The organism is Flavivirga amylovorans (assembly GCF_030540875.1).
In the GTDB taxonomy this organism is placed as follows: domain Bacteria; phylum Bacteroidota; class Bacteroidia; order Flavobacteriales; family Flavobacteriaceae; genus Flavivirga; species Flavivirga amylovorans.
Genome location: NZ_JAUOEM010000001.1, coordinates 32,066 through 51,002, shown reverse-complemented (window position 1 = coordinate 51,002; position 18,937 = coordinate 32,066). Strand labels below are relative to the sequence as shown.

The window sequence follows — 18,937 nt, the reverse complement described above, 5'->3', positions numbered from 1 at the left end:
TAATTAAATTTTAAAAGTTAACAGCTATAGAAAAAGAATATCTTTTTGTAGTGGGCACCGTTCTACTAGGCACTTCTGGGTCTACATTAGTACCACTGGGTATATCTGGTGCGTGGTAAAAAATATTTCTACCACTTAAGGTCATGACTAAACTTTCAAAGGGTAATTTTTTAAAGTTTGTTTTATCTAATGTATAACCAAGGGCTATTTCCCTTATCCTAAAAACAGAAGCATCATAGGTAAAGTGCTCATTTGGGTTAAAATAGTTACCTAAAGCAAACCTATTTGCTGTAACCTGAATCGTATTTGGTATGGTATTTCCGTTATCATCTAAAATAGGCTCCCCTGTTACCGGATCTCCTAAAACACCAGGAATAATAAAACTACCTTCCCTATTCTCAGTATCTGTAGTTAACCCTCTTTCTATCAATCTTTCTGCAAATGTTGATAGCACCTGCCCGCCATGGGTATACTCAAATTGTGCAGATAATGAAAAGTTTTTATAGTTTAATGTTTGGATATTACTTAATCTAAAGTCCGGTTGTGTATTCCCAATAATTCTATCATTTAGACCAATATCGCTACTTTCTAAAATCTCTCCAATTATTGGGTTTACCAGAGCATTTCCTTCAGAATCCCTTACAACGTAATCTCCAAAAAACACCCCCAACTCTTCACCTACTTTTAGATGCCTACCAATGAGTTGCTGAATGCCATTAGCTAATTCTACAACATCGGTTTTAAATGAGGTGAATGTATTCCTCATATTCCAGTTAAATTCTGAATTTTTAAATAGGTCAAAACCAAGGTCTATTTCTATACCTTGACTATCTAATCTACCAGCATTGATTACAGTAGAATCAAATCCAGTATCCGGAGATATTTGAGTATTAAAAATCTGATTTCTGGAAATACGTGAAAATACAGAAGCCTCTAATGTAATGGTGTTATTAAAGAATTTGCCTTCCAAACCTAATTCAAATTCCCGATGCAACTCAGGTTTTAAATTGGGATTGGCTAAATTTGAAAACAAAGAGTTCGTCACCAACAAACCTGCTTCTGGGTCGTCAAATTCTCTGGGGTTAGAAGATAAAGCTGTTCTTGTATCATAAAGGTCTGGAAACCCAGACGAAGTAGCAAAAGCACCTCTTAGTTTTAAATAATTAATATATTTACTCTTAAAGTTTTTGAATGCAGATGTAGGTACAAATGATACAGATACGCCTGGATAAAATAATGTTTGGTTTTCTTTTTCTACAACAGATGATACATCATATCTACCAGATACGTTTAAAAACAAATAGTTTTTATAATCAAAATCAAGTTGACCAAAAATGCCAACTAAATTACTTCTAGTTGTATCGTAATCTCCTTGACCTACAGTTCTAAAATTGTTAGGCCTAAAATAATTATATACGATTTGATCTGTATATTCTGAATCTAGAGATGTTGTTCTTCTGAACCTGGAATTAATACCAAACTGAGAGTCTAAACCAATCGTTTTTGATAATTTATAATTACTACTTAGTACTATCGAATTATCTATTGTAAAAGTTTCATTACTTGTTAAGTCTAGAGAACCAAACTGAGCTGTATCTCCAATACCACCTTTATTTCTAAAACTAAATTCACTAAAATTATTAGTTTGTAGTCCTCCCCTGTATTTTATGTTATGGTTTTTATTAATAGCATAATCTAAGTTTACTACACCTACCAACCTGTTGGTTATTAAATCGTCTCCAGTATTATTAATAGTCCAAAGAGGGTTTTCTGTATTCCTATTGTAATATACGTTTCTTCCCTCTGAATCTTGAAAAGGAAAACTATGAATATCTAAACTTCTTGGCATGAGGTAAAGTGCATCAAAAATACTAGACGTTTGTCTGTTCCTGTGCCTGGTGATATAAGATAACGAAGAAGATATCCTGAACTTATTACTTATCCTGGCTGTACCACCAATGCTAATATTGAATCTTTTAAAATTGTTTGTCCCTATGATGCCATCTTCACTAGTATAATTAGTGGCAAAATTAAAAGAGGCATTTTCGCCAGTACTTCTTATATTTAAAGATGTTACTTGACCTATGCCTGTCTTGAAAAAATCATTAACATTGTCCTTGGCCGCCTCATAAGGCACCAAAGCATTGGCAAACTCTGGGAATCTTTGATCACGAAAAAGTGGGTGCGGTATAAAATCTAAATCTTCAAATGCAGCCCCATGACTACCAACATTTTCATAACTGGAGGCATCTGTCACAAAATTATTTCCTACACCATACTTATTCTGAAAGTCTGGTAAGCTCGCTGCCGTATTAGTGTATAAAACCTGAGACATGGATACATCAAAGCGCTTCTTACCCAATTCCGGATTTCCACTTTTTGTCTCTATTAAAATAACACCATTTCTACCTAGATTTCCATATAATACCGCCGCGTTTAACCCTTTTAGAACCGTGATATTTTTAATATCGTTGGGGTCTACATTTATAAGCCCTGCGCTGGAGGGTACATTATCTATTACTATTAGAGCCTGATTATCTCCTGTTAGAGATAAATTACCTCTTATGGTAATACCTAGTGCACTACCACTGCTCCCTGAAGCTTCATCAATTCGTACACCAGAAATCTTTCCTACCAATGTTCTTGCAATATCAGATTCCGCTCTGTTTTCGGTTTCTTTAGTATCTACTTGTGAAATGGCATACCCCAATGCTTTTCTGGATTTAGAAATACCTTGCGCTACTACTATTACCTCATCCAATTCACTCACATTTTCCTTCATAGAAACACTCAGGAAAGATGTACTCGCTATTAATTCCTGAGGATTAAAACCGATATAGGTAAATACTAGAATTGCTTCTGGCGCAACTTCAATTTCAAAGTTCCCGTCAAAATCTGTAAATGCACCATTGCTAGTGCCTTTTTCTATGATAGAAACACCAGCAAGAGGTAGACTTAAATGGTCTAAAACCTGCCCTTTTACTGTTATTTTTTGTTGTATAGTGGCTTCTTTAGGAGGTACGGTTACTTCAATCTCCTCTAGTCCTGTTTTGCTAAGAATAACCTGTTTCCCCCTTACTTTATAGGCTGTTTGTGTTTGATTAAACAGGTTACGAAGTATTTGTTTGATACGCAGTTGCTCAACATTAATGGATACCCTGCGTTTTAAATCTACATTCTTAATACTATAAATAAACTTAAATTCAGTAGTATTCTCTATTTCATCTAAAATCTGTGCTATAGTAACATCCGCAACATTTAAGGTTATTCTCGTTTTCTGTGAATAACTCTCATTGGCGTTCATACAAAACACCATAGTAATGAGGAAGAATGTGGTTAATTTCATTTTTAAATCAAATTTAAAATTTGGCAAATAAAGCCGTCTTTCCAATGGATTTTTTTTCATACTTTTAGTCTGTTAATTATTGGTTATTTCTCATACGGAATAATCATTTGACTTTAACCGGGAAATGCTGCTACATTTTCCGGTTTGTTATTATTCCCTATGTTTTACTTAAATAGTCTTTGTTTTTTGAGTTAATTAGTTTTTATCATAGGCTTTAGTTTATATAGATTATATTATTTTCAATGGTATAATTCATGTGATAACTATCTTTAAAATAGCTTAGTATATCTGCTATGGTTTCATTGTCAAAACTTGCGTTAAACACCTCTTTACTAAAATCTGTGTTCCTACTTACTATAGATACATTATAAATACGTTCTAACTTTTTTGAAATATTCTCAAAGGTTTGATTTCTAAAAATTAGAACACCATCCATCCAAGCTGTATATAAATTTGTATTAACTTTTGTTTTCTCAATTGCCCCTGTTTGACCATCTAAAACGCCTCTGGTTCCAGGAATTAACCTTGTAGTATTTGATGTATTTTCTTTATGTAAGTCTACAGAACCTTCTACTAATACTACCGATGTTACTTTATCTTCTTCATATAATGAAACCACAAACTGAGTTCCTAAAACCTCAACATCTAAACTATTTGCATTAACAATGAACGGATGTGCTTTGTCTGCTGTTACATCAAAAAAAGCTTCTCCTTTTAAAAACACTTCTCTTTTTTGACCTTGTAAGAATTTTACTGGGTATCTTAATGATGTTCCTGCATTTAAATACACATGAGTACCATCAGATAAAACAAGATCAAATTGTTTTCCATAAGGCACATTTAAAGTATTATACACAAGCTTTTCAATATTAGTATCATTATGATAAGTAAGTTTTGTTTTGTTTTGCTTGCCTATTATATTTCCATTTGTATCTTTTAATTCTATGTTTCCTTCAGTATCTATAGTTTCTAAAAGCCCATTATCCAACTCAATAGTAATAAAATCTTCCTTAGGGATTATTTCTTCCTTTTGAGTATTTATATATATATACCCCAGACTTAAAGAGACTATAAGTATTGCAGCATATTTAAATACTCTAACAAACTTCTTACTATAAAAAAGGTTTTTATCTCTTTTAATTTTTTTCAAAAGTTTTTCTTTAATACTATCTACATCCGGCTGATTCATTACTACAATTGTTTCATAATGTATTTTAACATACGTGTCAAAGATTTTTTCGTTTTCCGGATCTTTGATCCATTCAGACAAAAAATCTAGATCTTCAGCACTTGCCTCATTTATGAGGTACTTTGCCAAGGCTTTTTCAACTTTTGGAGCATTCATATTATCTGTTTTTATATTATTGATGGAACCATTTTGTATTACCCTAACTTTTTGGTAACTTTTTTTTAATATTTTTAAAATATGATTTTTTTTTCATATTTGTAATTATTTATATAACTCTCAATGGATTATAGCAATCAAACCAAACTAATAAAGGAACTTAAAAAAGGTGAAGAACGTGCCTTTATATATTTGATTAATACTTATAATAAAAGATTATATGGGTATGCGCTAAGTCTTTCTAACAATAAAATAATGGCGCAGGATATTATTCAAAATGTATTTCTTCGAATTTGGGAAAAAAGAAAAACTATTACTATTAATACTTCAGTGCAAAACTATCTGTACAAAAGTGTTTATAATGAATTTCTAAACCTTTATAGAAAGCATAAATCTACGATGCTTTTAGAGCAAAAATACTTTCAGTCTCTTGAAAGAACTACTGCTAATTATGATGAAAACTCATTTAAAAAGGCATTAGATAGAATTACTATCGAGATACAAGCTCTACCGCCAAAATGCAGGGAAGTATTTATGTTAAGCAGAAGAGAGGGACTTACTAATATAGAAATATCCGATCATTTAAATATATCTACAAAAACGGTTGAAGCACACATAACAAAAGCGTTTTCTGTACTTAGAAAAAAATTAGGAGATAAATTAGATACCTTTTTGTTCTTGCTTTTGGGATATCCTTCGAAGGCATAAAAAAATATACCCAAACACCTCTTAATTATTTCTTTCCTTTAAAAGATTTTCATGATTATAATTCTAATGAGATGAAAACCAATAAAATAGTTTATTGAAAAGTTAGGGTAATACAAAATGGCTCTGTCAATCTTAAATAAGAATAAACATTAAGTACGCAAAAAGTACTTAAATAAAAGATGTGAAATTTAAATTTAAAATGATGGAAAAAAAATTACTTAATCTAATTGTACTATTTTTTATTGGTATGTCGAGTTATGCTCAAATACTTTGGGAAGAAAATTTTGAGAGTTACGCTGTTAATACAGGAATAACAGGAATAGACGGTAATAGTGTGGGAGATTATCCTTTAAGCACCCCATTTACTATAGACGCAACAGATACAAGCTTTAACGATAGCGCTAATGATTATATCATAGCATCAACCGGGGAGTTTTTACTTAGAGATTTAGATGGAGAAGCTATAGTAACTTTTAATCCTGTAGATATTTCAAGCCAAACGGGTGACCTCACAATTACTTTTGGACGTGTAGATTTTAATATGAGATCTTCTACTTCTGATTGGGATACAAATGCCTATATAGATATTTTATATTCATTAGATAATGGTGTTACATATACACTTTTTGCAGATCATATGGGGCAAGGTAGTATAGAGCATACGTTTATTACACCGGCGAGTTTAGCTACCGGGAGCGACTTTAACACCTCTTTTACAGAAACCATTATGCCAGGTGCAGCAACGTCTATAATACTTCAAATAAAAGCTTTTAATACCGGCGCTAACGAAGAGTTTGAAATTGATGATCTGGATATTTCCAGAAATGCAGTATCACTTTGGAGTGATGATTTTGCTTCATATACTGATCCCTCTGGAGTTATAGGAACAGGATCAGAGGACTTTCAAAACTCTGGGGATTACCCATCAGGGGTTACAAAATGGACTTTAAGTACTTTTAGCAACAATCAATTGGAAGGCTCTGAAGATTATGCTTTTGTAACCAGTGCATCTGAAAATGGTACTAAAGTATATAAACTCAACGATGTGAATGAAGCTATAACTTTTCAAAGCCAAGCTATTAGTATTAGTGGAGAATCACAAGTAACTTTTGGGTTCGATATTACTTTTGGTGAGACCACCTATGAATCTGGAGATTATGTAGATGTATTTTATTCTACTAATGGTGGTGCTACTTATACATTAGTTCAAGATGATGGGAGTGGTAACACCTTTGGTGGCCTTAATATAACTGCAAATTATAATACTCCATCAACAAAAAATGTGCAGTTTTCTGAAACGTTGAATGGGCTAGCTGCATCTGAACTTGTTTTAAGAATAGTAGCTAGAAATAATAATTCATCAGAAGATTATGAAATAGACAATATAGAAGTGGTGGCAGGAAGTACCTTAAGCAATAAATCAAATAAGTTAAGTGAGATTAATTTATACCCTAACCCTGTTACAGATAATATGTTATATATAAATTCTGTACTAAGTAGAGAGATATTAGATGTTGACTTATATGATGTGACTGGAAAAAATGTTCTTAGTGCTAAATTGAGTAATTCAGTTAATGTTCTAAACATTAATGATTTAAACAAGGGGGTTTATATGGTCAAACTTACTCAAGCAAAAAATACTATAATTAAAAAAATAGTTGTAAAATAATAACTATTAATAATTACATGCTATTTTATTTAATGAAATACCTCGAAATATTGAAGTATTCTTATATCCTAAAATTCCTATTATGAAAAAAAGTATCTTATTAACCATAATTGTAATGCTATTTTTAAACTGTAAAGAGGAACATAAAAAGCAAGATATACATACCAAACCTATATCATCAGAACAATCTAAAAAAGCAGACTTTGCAATTGTTATTCATGGAGGAGCAGGCTCTATTTTAAAAAAGAATATGTCACCAGAAAAAGAAGCTGCTTATCATAAAACATTAGAAGAAGCTATTAGAACTGGCCATACTATTTTAAAAAATGGAGGCAGTAGCATTGATGCTGTAACTAAAACTATTAATGTTTTAGAAGACTCTCCATTGTTTAACGCTGGAAAAGGCGCGGTACTTACCAATACTGCCACCAATGAACACGATGCCTCAATAATGGATGGTAAAACTTTAAATGCTGGAGCTTCAGCTGGAACTACGGTCGTTAAAAACCCTATTAATTTAGCAAAGGCAATTATGACTAATTCTCCTCATGTTATGCTTTCTGGCAAAGGTGCAGATGCTTTTGCTAAGGAACAAGGCCTGCAAATTGTTTCTCCAGATTACTTTTTTACAGAAAGGCGTTTTAGGTCTTTACAAAAAGCTAAAAAAGCTGAAGCCATAAAACTAGACCATGATGATAAAATATCTATCAACTTCTACGATGAAGATATCAAAAACTCAAAATTTGGAACTGTAGGCTGTGTTGCTCTTGACAAAAATGGTAATCTAGCTGCTGGCACTTCTACGGGAGGCATGACCAATAAACGTTGGGGGCGCATAGGAGATTCCCCAATTATAGGTGCTGGTACTTATGCAAATAACAACACTTGTGCTGTTTCTTGCACAGGATGGGGTGAGTTTTTTATTCGTACTGTAGTTGCACATAACATATCCGCATTAATGGAATATAAAGGCTTAAGTTTAAAAGATGCGGCGCAAGAAATTATTCAACATAAGTTAAAAGACCTTGGTGGCCATGGTGGCATAATAGCTGTTGATAAAAATGGTAATATGGTAACAGAGTTCAACACTTCAGGAATGTACAGAGCTACTATGAATGACAAAGGTATACTTAGTATTAAAATTTTTGAATAATGAAACAGATTATTAATTCCATAATATAGTTATGGCAACACTATTCTAACCATTTTCATATAAGTGGTACAAAGGTGTTAGGAAAAGTTCTAATTATGTATATGATTTTGAACCTTCCAGAGTAAAAATATTGGATCCATATCATATCTCTCTTAAGGTTTAATATTAAATCTTAAGAGAGATACATAAATAATTTCTGATTAAAACGTCCAAAAATCTATTTTCATCCTTGGATCATCAATATTTATTAATCCAAATGTTTTGTTGGGAAAATTAAAGTAATTTCCTGAATTTACAGTATAATAACCAGCTTCGGAGCCAATTAATATATCTAAAAGTGGTTGAATAGCATCCGTAAAGAAAGATGGTGCATTGGTAACTCCTGTAAGCTCAAACTTTACAATTCCCGTAGTCTCATCAAAATCAAAACTAATATCATAAAAAACATTACCATAAGTTGTTCTAATATCTATGAATGAAATACCTCCCGTATTTAACTCCCAAAAAATAACATTTGTTATTTGGAGACCTGGTAATGATGAATTAAAAAATATATCATTCGAAAAACTCTCAAAAAAAGTATTATACGGTCCACTATGTTTATACGGTTCATCCATATTTAATACGGCTGCTTCATTTTCACTATCGTATCCATATATATCCAAAGGGGTTGGTGGTGAATTACTATAACCAATTTTTGCTGTTGCGCCTTCTACTTGAGAAATGTATTCAAAGCCCGAACTTGTATCTAAAGTAAACTCTTCAAATTGAATACCATTAAATTCTACAGCAGGACTAATAATGATTCCTGTTTCTGTAAATGCCACTCCAAATTTTTCTTCTACTGGCGAATCATTGCTATCAAAACCAGATGGCAATGCATATATATTAAACTGGTTATAATTCAAGTCATAACCTTGTATTTCTCCATCTTTTTCCATTGAGAGAAAAGGAAAGGCCGTTGCTAAAGGTGTACTTATAAACTCTTGTCTGTTAGCATAAGTAGTATTAGCACTAGCGACACTTTCAGTATCGAAATCTGTAAAACCTGAAGGAGACATTTTAAAAATACCATCACTTCGAATTTCTTTAAAGGTGATTACTCCATTTTCCTCACCTACATATTGAAAAGAATTAGCACCAAAAAAAGTATTAAAGAATTGGGCACCATCTTGAACCAAATCAGTAATATGCCTTGAACCAGTAGTGAATATTAACTCTGCAGCATTAGTACCTGCAATTATATCGTATCTACTATCAGTAAGAGCGGTATCCTCTTTAAAATCTGATGTCATTTTAACCCTTAAATCTTCTGTAAATTGCATATGGAAATTTATGCCTCCCACTACTGAATTATTAGGAAAATAAATCCCCGAAAACCCTTGTGGTTCTGATAACAGTATTGTTTTTAGCTCTTGAATGTCTTTTCGTATTCTTAAAGCTGGCGGTTCGTCAAAAACAGGATCAACAGCATCAACTTCACAAGAGTTTAAAACTAGAGTAAGTATAAATAAATTGAATGTGGTATAAATTATTTTTTTCATGTGTTATGTTTTTAATCCAAACTATCTAAAAGCGCTTGATTTGTTAATTTTTGAAGTTCAAAAAGATCTATTCCAAAGTTATCCTGAAAATAGTCCACAACTATTTTCTGTTTTTCTCTTATTTGCGCTTGACCTGTAGAGTTGCCAGAACTTACTATAGTATCAAATTCACCCTTACTGTAAGTTAGCATCATTGATAAAATCTCAACAAAATCTTCACTGTCTTGACTAGCAGCATACGGCGTAATAAATCCTAAATTTAAATACGTTCTGGGGTCAGGGTTTCCAAAATCATCAAAGCCTAAATTAAACCATTGTGCTGTATAATTTCCAGGGGTTATTAGACCAAAATCATCAGTAAAAGGTATTTTTTGATTTAAAATATGCCCATATTCATGGTGCAAGGTTTTTAATGGTTCCCTTATACTATTAACATTAGAATAATCTAAAAAGTCTAAATTAAAAAATGTAATTCTGGTACCAGCCTCTGCAAGACCCAATGTTATGGTTGGACTGTTAGGGTTAAAATTAAACCCGCCTGAATACACCATTTGGCGCGGAGTAATTTTTGAAATAAAGTCATCACCTCCTAATTCATTATAAGGATCAATCCAGGTTTTCTTTATTGTTTCTGACCAACGTTTTACACCTTCTTCTTGCATAGGATATAGGAACCTAGCAATATCTGTATTACTTGCTCCCCATAAATAAGAGATATCTATATTGTATGGTGCAACAAAATTAGCTCTTAACCATAAATCTAAATCTGATAAGACTGGAGTACTCGCATCAATTTGGCTCTCTCCTATTGTATCGGAAGAATTATTACATGAATTTAACAACAAGGCAACAAATAGAAAACCTGCTAATCGTATTTTTTTAATATGTTTCATCTTTAATTGTTTTAATTATCTTGGATTTGGTAAAATACCTCTAGACTGAGCTTCAGTAGGTATTTGTAATGCCCGTCTATTATCTCCTTTAGGTAAGACTAGTGTTTCTGAAACTCTAGGTGTGATATCTCTTTCATGCTCTACAATTATATCATGTCTTTTAATATCAAACCAACGTAGCCCTTCGTTATAGAATACAGATCGCTTTGTTCTTAAAATTACATTTATAAAAGGCAAAGCAGCTACTGGTATTTGATAAAATGGCGTATAAGTATTTGAGTCTACTCCAAAATTGGTCGTAATATCATTGAGAGATAACACTGCAGCATTTGAATATCTTTGAGATTTTACAGATAGCAATGTATTTAAATCGTCTGCGGCCAATTGGAACTCTCCTAACATTACGTATGCTTCTGCCCTATTAAACATGGTTTCATCTGTTGTTAAAATTGGCACTTGTACAAACGCCTCTCCAACTCCAGCTGCCTGATTTGTAATTTTAAAATACTCATCATATTTAGGGACGTTAAGAAATAAGTCCTGACCAAATACCTGCTCAGACCACTCAAGTCCAGCTGCATTACCACGGAAAAAAAGTTCTGCCGCTAAATCACCACTTAGTTGAAAGCGCAGTAAAAAATGCTCCCTTGCATATATAGAAGGTCCTCCAGCTAGTAATAGATTAGCTGGTTCTATGGCAGAAGAAAACCTAAGCGATATTGCACTATAGCTTAACCCAGCTCCTCTGTAGTCATTTCTATAATCGCGTATATCTGCCACTCCTGATCCATTTCCTAAAACAGCGTTACTATAATCTACAACCTTTTGCCACTCACCTTTAACCAAGTAGAACCGTGATGCAAATGCTTGGGCCGCCCTTAACGTAAAGTGAAATTTTGGTTCGCTGTAATTTAAATCGTTCCCTATGTACTTTAAACCTTCAACCAAATCTGCTTCAATACTGTCGTAAATCTCTTGTACTGTGCTTCTCTTATATTCTGGTAACAATATGGTCTCTGATTCTGTTACATATATAATTCCTAAATCTGATGAAGCTGTTGATGGGTTATAAGCTTTTGCAAAAATATTTACCAACATAAAATGTGCATACGCTCTGCATAATAGTGCTTCTCCTCTTTGATTTACATCTGTAAAACCAAGTTCATCTAACGAAGCTAGAGCTTGATTTGCTTGAGATATTGCTTCATATGCTTCATTCCAGTAATTTGTAGGTGTATCATTTTCATCAACAAAAAAATCACTCCATTCGTACATGAAATCATTTAATTGTGTTTGAGTTGCAGATAAACTTTTATCGTCAGCATTATCTGTTAATGGCTCTAAGAAAGAGGCATAAATGGCTTGAGGGTATGCATTAACCAAAAGTTCACTTATCTTCTCTAATGAATCGATTTCAGTTCTGTTATCTGGAGACTCGTCTAATATATCATCACATGACGTAAAAACTAAAAACACTGCTAAAATGGTTTGCTTTATTAAATTATATTTTTTCATAGTTTTTTATTAAAATCCAACATTTACAGTAAACGTATATAATCTGGTTATTGGAAACGCAACACCACCAGACCTAATAAACTCTGGGTCTTGTCCTGCTAATTTTTTATCGGAATAAATTAAAAATGGGTTCGTTGTTTGTAAGCTTAACCTAAAACGTGTCATCCCTAATTTTTCAGTAATATTTTTATTCAATGAATAACCAAGGGTGATATTTTTCATTCTTATAAAATCTCCATCGGCTATACGCGCCGTAGAAAAATTATATGCATTGAAATCTCTTATAGAATTTGTAACGCCACGCCTCTGTATAAGCTGTGTTGAGGGGATTACTGGTATATCAGTAAAACTTTCATCTCCAGAAGTTAACCATCTGTTGATAAACTCAGTTGGAAAAACAGATAAATCTGAATAGTTTGATGAATATGCTGGGTCTAATCTTATTTTATTTCCTGCAGAAAAAGAAATGAAAAAACTAAAATCCCAATTTTTATATTTGAAATTATTAGCCAATCCACCAGTGGCAGTTGGTAATGTTGGACCTTCATGCTTTAGATAAGATAACGGTTCGTCTGTTGATTGAAAATCTATTATTCCATCTTCCGGCAAGGTAAATGTTGGGTATCCATTATCATCTAAACCTTCAAAATTGAAAGAAAATAGCGAATTGGGCGCAAAGCCTACTGCATTACCAAACTGCCCTCCAGTTACCAAATCGAATACATTGGGCTCTTGTTGTAATTCTGTTATTTTTTGGTCAAGCAATGATATATTAAAACCTGAATTCCATTGAAAATCATCATTTGATACATTTACAGTATTAAGCTGAAATTCTATACCTTTGGTTTCTAAAGAAGAGAAATTTCCTAATTTTATAGATTGCCCTCCAATACCTGAGGTTCTAATAAAATCTATTAAGTCCGTTCCATCCCTAAAATAGGCATCTATATTCATTGCAATTCTATTGCCAAATAAACCTATATCCAGTCCTAAGTTATACTCTATTTGTTTTTCCCATGTTAGCTCAGAATTTTTTAAATCTGCTATATCTATCGCATTTTCTCTATCAGATATAAGACCTCTGTCTGTAACTTGATTTCTAAATATAGCTTCATTATTGGATGCTGTATTAGCAATTAATGCTGACAAACCATAAGAACCTCTCAATACTAAATTATTTAAAGTACCAGAATTATTGATAAAGTCTTCACTATGAACATTCCATCTTCCAGAAATTGTATAGGTTGGCAACCACCTTGTGCCTTCAGCTTTTCCTGCTCTATTGGAACCTTCATAATTGCCTGAAAGATTCAAAACATATTTTTTGTCATAATCGTAAGTTGCATTGGCAAAAAACGTAATTTCCCTATTTCTGGTTTCTTGGTAACCAAAATAATCGTTACCTTCTAAAATAGCTTTTCTTAGAATATCAGGGTCTGTAAAAACACTACCGCCTCTCGAAAATTGATATCCATAACCCGTACTAAATCCAGCAGAGCGATCCGTATGTCTGTACTCTTGACCTCCATAAAGTGTTAATCCATGTAAATCACCTTTAAACCTTTTCTTATACTCTAAAGTATTTCTAAAGGTATATGTTGTAATGGTATTTCTATTATTTCTCAAAATACCACCTACAGGTAATACTACCCTAGGGCTTGAGTTTGGAAGTTCGGGGTCTTGAAATAAAAATGTATTGGCATCTCTTACTAATGTATTATCGTTTGCCCTATAGGCAGCGGCTGCATTTGAAAATTCTGTTGTAGAATGATCACTATTTGAATTTGCGTAACGCGCTGTCCCTAAGAAAGAATATTGAAGGTTATCATTAATATCATAATCTAATTGTGCTTGAAAACGAATATCATTAACATTTAATTCAACATGATTATTATCTATCTCATTTAAGATATTAAAAGGTGCCCAGTTATTACGAACAAATTCCAAATTACCATTATTATCCCTTGGTCGAATTGCTCTACTTGTATTAAGCGCATAGTTAAAAGGGTTTGTATCAAATTCTCTATTAAACGATCCAGAAAATTGATCTGCTTCCCGACTTAGGGTTCCTGGTGCAAATTGATTTCTTATAGAGGCATTTAGTTGTGTTGTTATTTTAAATCTATCGTCATCACCTAAATAAAATGTATTTCGCAAATTACCAGTCAACCTTCTAGTTCTATCTGCTATAGTCCATCCAGGATCAGTAAAATACCCCAGAGACGCATAAGTTGTACTTTTTTCACCTCCGCTAGAAAAACTTAATGTGTGTGTTTGGGTAGGTGTAGACCTAAATAATGCTTTAAACCAATCAGTATTTGCCAATTCGTACTGTTGTAAAAAACGTGCTCTAGCTTCAGGAGTGTTTTCTAACCCAAACTGCCCTGATGTTTCATTATAAGTATCTATAGCATTATACATTAAATTGTAAACCCCTCCATTTCTGCCATTAATAACATCTGTATTGGTTATCTGACCTACCTGAAGACTTGCCAATTGTCTATAAATTGAAATTGTTTCTTGAGAATTCAAAAGATTATATTCACTATAGCGAGGAATAGCTCTAACCGCATATTCTGAAGAATAGTTAAACGTAGGCTTTTGATTTCTTTTACCAGACTTTGTAGTTATTACCACAACACCATTAAGTGCTCTTGCACCATATTGGGCACTTGCAGAAGCATCTCTTAGTATTTCAAAACTCTCTATATCATTTGCATTTAACCCAGCTAATGCAGAACTTAACAAGCTATTAATATCTCCAGCTACCAAATCCTGAAATGATATATCTACAATTTCCTCTTGTATTGCTCCATCAATTACCCAAATAGGCTTTGTATCTCCTAAAATAGAAGATGAGCCCCTTATGGTAATTCTTGGAGCGGCACCAAAGGTTCCTGTTACATTTTGCACACTTACACCAGCAACTCTGCCTTCTAAACTTCTGGTTACATCTGGCACTGCATCTAGTTTAATATCTACCGCTTTTAGGCTTTGAGATGCGCCTGTAAATAATTCCCTATCTACATTTTGATACCCCGTAACAACAACAGCATCTAAACTCTCTATGTCTTCAACCATTACCAGATTCACAATTAAGTCTTCACCAACTGTAACTATCTCGGTTTTCATACCAACGAAACTGAACCTTAACACATCACCGGATTTTGCTGAAATTGAAAAATTCCCATCAAAATCGGTAACCACCCCCTTATTTGCACTATCTACAATTATTGTAACACCACCCAACGGAACATTTGCCTCATCTTTTACATTACCAGTTACTTTTGGTTGTTGAGCATTAGATAATTGGACTGATAATACAAATAAGAGTATCATCCAAATCAATTTTAATTTCATATAAATAAATATTTAGTTAGTTAATTTGTATCAACCTAATACATACTTAGTGCTGATATGTGATTATAAAATGAACCTTATGAATCACTCTTGGAAAATCGCAGATATATACCAATAAAAGTTACTTCTATTAAAACAAGATATACTATAATCATAAATTTAGAGTTTTAAGATTTTTAAGATTAAACAGAATTATTGGTTAATAATTCTGCCTATATCTCTCACTGACTAATTCAATAATTAAATTTTAGTCTATTTAATTACTATTTTTTTAACAGCTACACCTGTATCTGTATTAAAATTCAAAAAGTATACACCTTTGTTCTGGAGTGGTGTTATATCTATAGTTGCAGAAGAAGCATCTATATTGGCTGTCATCACTTTTTCACCGAGTATGCTGTATATAGTAACACTATTAATTATTTCTTTAGAATTTATATTCACAATATCATTTGCTGGGTTTGGATAAACACTAATGTCAACAGTTTCAACCTCGTTTACAGATAATGAACTATTCTCACAGCTTACATCTAACCAATAGATACCAACATCGTTTGGTTTAGAGCCTTCAACACTTATTATATATGTAGAAGTGCCATTAGATTGAAACTCTACTCTAGCGGACTGAGATTGACCTCCACAAATTCCAAAATCGTTACTTGTAATTACAGAACCATCGCAGGCATCATATACCGTAAGAAATGTATCAAAACCTACTACTCCTGCTAACTGTGTTCCAAGGCAAGTGGAAACCGTAATGGTCTCTGCCGTACCATTTCCTGTATAGCTATACCAATGGTCTGGTGCTGCTGTTTCTCCACCAGTATCAGTAGTATTTTGAGAAGTATCTCCTATTTTTATCTCATTACACTGTAATGGAATAGCTCCAGAACAAGCATCATTCCCTGTGATAATATCTGTACATGTCACTTCTAGGGTATAAGCCCCTGCGTTTAAATTTGAAAAACCTTCTAGAGCAATCCAATATTCTGAAACCCCATCAGACACAAAACTTAATGCCGATTGACCGGTTCCACAAAAATCATCATTAGTATGTATTATAGTAGAAGAGTCATCACAACTACTAAAGACGGTTAAAACAGAATCATAACTAGTTCCACATGTACTAATGATTACATTCTCTGGAGTACCAGTACCTACATATTTGAACCATTGATCTTTACTTTCATTAAGACCTCCTGTATTTGTATTATTAGATGTATCGCCATTAATAATATCGCCGCAGGTTATTTCGGTAGCTCCAATACAAGTATCATTTCCCCCAATGGAAGGCGTACAAAACAAAGTCAGATTAAATTTACCATAACTATTATTAAAAAAGGCCTCTACTTTAATAAGATATGTTGTTTCACTTTCTGCTACAAAAGTTGCATCAGTTTCAGGGGCCGGAACTCCCAAACCATCATTTTTTGCCACTACGTTACCTCCACATGTATCATATACTGTTAAGAATACTTCAAATTCAGAATTAAACGTTCGCAAATATATTATTTGAGGCTCATCACTAGGTGGTGTTGTAAATGTAAACCATTCGTCTCTGGATCTACGCTGACCAAGCCCAAGTTGTTCATTATAACTATCTGAATCTGTATTCTCTGTTGTATCACCAGATACAACTTCTCCGCATGCTATGGGGGTTGCATCTTCACAAAGGTCATTACCTCCAATAGGCGGTTGGCAACTTATATCTAAAGTGTAATCTCCATATTGTGACGCACTAAACGCTCCTTCTATAGCTATATAATACGTTTCTGTACCACTTATTGCTAAAGTTATCTCTGACTGGAAATTACTGCAAAATTCATTGTTATAGTCCATAATCTCTCCTCCACACGCATCATAAACTACTAATCCAGTAGCAAAATCTGTAGTATTACATAAAGAGAAAGTTACTAATTCTGAACTGCCTGTACCTGTGTACTTATACCATACGTCTGCAGAATCATTGATACCTCCTGTATCTGAACTGTCGCCTGTACTACCAAATATTGTATCGCCACAAGAAACAGCCATAGCATTAGCGCAGTCGTTGTTACTAACAAGAGGTATTGGTACACATGATACATTTAATGTGAAATTACCGCCGATGGCATCTCCAAAAGCCGCCGTTACGGCTACATAATAATCTGAAAAACCATCAGTATTAAAAATAATTTGCGCGTCTTCTCCACAAAAATCATCAGATAACGCTAGGAATTCATTATTAGAACAATCTCCTTTTAAAAGTACCAATGCAGAGTTATAATCAGTGCCATTACAAAGTGAAAGGGTTACTGTTTCCGGAGTACCATTAGCCTCATACACATACCATTCATCTGGAGCGTCTGAAAACCCTTTTTGGTCTGTATTGTCTAATAAAGTACCTATAACAGGAGTGCCACAAGTTAAGGGCGTAGCGCCTTCGCACGTATCATTTCCTCCTGTAGATGCAATTGATTGACAACTTAAAGTTAGCGTATAATCTCCCACATCAGTAATACCGAAACCTTCTATAGCAATATAATACGTACTTCTACCATCTGTATCTATTATAACTTCCGAGGCAGGTGCACAAATACCATCATCATCTATCGCTACAATATTGCCATCACAAGCATCATAAATGGTCAATACAGTATCAAAATTTGTACTGTTACACAATGAAAATGTTAAACGTTCTGCACTACCACTACCTGTATACGTAAACCATGCATCTGGCGCTAGACTATCTCCACCCTCATCAGTATTTTCGGTGGTTGAACCTGTTATAGAATCATTACAATTCATGGGTGTAGCAGTAGCACATGTATTATTACTAGCCAATGTTATCGGTACACAAGATACGGTTAAAGTAAAGTTACCTACAGAGGTATCCAATGGCCCCTCAATAGCTATATAATAATCTGAAACACCATCAGTATTAATAGTTATCTCTGGATCGTCTCCACAACTACTATCATTAAAACCTGCTATTAAATTAACACAATTACCTTTATAAAGCGCTATAGAAGAATCATAATCAGTTCCTGAGCATAAAGAAAAGGTTACTGTTTGTGGAGAACCTGTTGCCTCGTACTTGTACCATTCATCTGGAGCTAAAGTAAAACCACCAGTACTTGTATTATCGGTGGTACTACCAACTACCGTTTCTCCACAAGTAACAGGTATTGCATTTGCACAATCGTTACTCACAAACAGGGCAGTGTTCGTATTAGCAGCAAGATTAGCTTCATCAAAACCTGATGCATTGCTATAATTAATTGTAATGATTAATAAAAAAAAGTGTAGAATATTCTTCATATATTTTTGAATTAAATGAACATTTTTTTGAGAGTATATAATACATATACATAAAGTCTACAGCAATTTAGAATAAATTCACCTTACCAATCTACTTCATTGTA

General features: G+C 33.4%; 10 protein-coding genes. 3 read left to right on the top strand and 7 right to left on the bottom strand.

Features of this window, described 5'->3' with window-relative positions; translation table 11 throughout:
- Positions 1 to 10: 10 nt before the first annotated feature.
- On the bottom strand, positions 11 to 3,346 hold the full coding sequence (locus tag Q4Q39_RS00165; protein WP_303280349.1) for a SusC/RagA family TonB-linked outer membrane protein: 3,336 nt from the start codon (positions 3,344 to 3,346) through the stop codon (positions 11 to 13).
- 214 nt (positions 3,347 to 3,560) lie between these two features.
- Positions 3,561 to 4,691, bottom strand: a complete 1,131-nt coding sequence (locus Q4Q39_RS00160) for a FecR family protein (protein WP_303280348.1) — start codon at positions 4,689 to 4,691, stop codon at positions 3,561 to 3,563.
- A 123-nt stretch (positions 4,692 to 4,814) separates the two neighbouring features.
- Here Q4Q39_RS00160 and Q4Q39_RS00155 point away from each other — a divergent pair, with 123 nt between their 5' ends.
- The 3 genes from Q4Q39_RS00155 to Q4Q39_RS00145 all read left to right on the top strand — a co-directional run bounded on the left by Q4Q39_RS00155 (position 4,815) and on the right by Q4Q39_RS00145 (position 8,221).
- Positions 4,815 to 5,399: an RNA polymerase sigma factor gene (locus tag Q4Q39_RS00155; protein WP_303280347.1), complete on the top strand. Its 585-nt coding sequence runs from the start codon at positions 4,815 to 4,817 to the stop codon at positions 5,397 to 5,399.
- 199 nt (positions 5,400 to 5,598) lie between these two features.
- Complete coding sequence (locus Q4Q39_RS00150) at positions 5,599 to 7,068, top strand: T9SS type A sorting domain-containing protein (RefSeq protein ID WP_303280346.1); 1,470 nt, start codon at positions 5,599 to 5,601, stop codon at positions 7,066 to 7,068.
- Positions 7,069 to 7,150: 82 nt separating this feature from the next.
- Positions 7,151 to 8,221 carry an isoaspartyl peptidase/L-asparaginase family protein gene (locus Q4Q39_RS00145; RefSeq protein ID WP_303280345.1) on the top strand — a complete coding sequence of 357 codons (1,071 nt, stop codon included), beginning with the start codon at positions 7,151 to 7,153 and terminating at the stop codon, positions 8,219 to 8,221.
- A 200-nt stretch (positions 8,222 to 8,421) separates the two neighbouring features.
- Here the strand turns inward: Q4Q39_RS00145 and Q4Q39_RS00140 are convergent, their stop codons facing one another.
- The 5 genes from Q4Q39_RS00140 to Q4Q39_RS00120 form a co-directional block, all read right to left on the bottom strand.
- On the bottom strand, positions 8,422 to 9,765 hold the full coding sequence (locus tag Q4Q39_RS00140) for a DUF4302 domain-containing protein (RefSeq protein WP_303280344.1): 1,344 nt from the start codon (positions 9,763 to 9,765) through the stop codon (positions 8,422 to 8,424).
- 11 nt (positions 9,766 to 9,776) lie between these two features.
- Complete coding sequence (locus tag Q4Q39_RS00135; protein WP_303280343.1) at positions 9,777 to 10,658, bottom strand: substrate import-associated zinc metallohydrolase lipoprotein; 882 nt, start codon at positions 10,656 to 10,658, stop codon at positions 9,777 to 9,779.
- A 15-nt stretch (positions 10,659 to 10,673) separates the two neighbouring features.
- On the bottom strand, positions 10,674 to 12,173 hold the full coding sequence (locus tag Q4Q39_RS00130; RefSeq protein WP_303280342.1) for a RagB/SusD family nutrient uptake outer membrane protein: 1,500 nt from the start codon (positions 12,171 to 12,173) through the stop codon (positions 10,674 to 10,676).
- A 9-nt stretch (positions 12,174 to 12,182) separates the two neighbouring features.
- The gene (locus tag Q4Q39_RS00125) at positions 12,183 to 15,533 is read right to left on the bottom strand and encodes a SusC/RagA family TonB-linked outer membrane protein (RefSeq protein WP_303280341.1); all 3,351 of its coding nucleotides are present in this window, start codon (positions 15,531 to 15,533) and stop codon (positions 12,183 to 12,185) included.
- A 252-nt stretch (positions 15,534 to 15,785) separates the two neighbouring features.
- Complete coding sequence (locus Q4Q39_RS00120; RefSeq protein ID WP_303280340.1) at positions 15,786 to 18,833, bottom strand: T9SS type A sorting domain-containing protein; 3,048 nt, start codon at positions 18,831 to 18,833, stop codon at positions 15,786 to 15,788.
- Positions 18,834 to 18,937 lie beyond the last annotated feature (104 nt).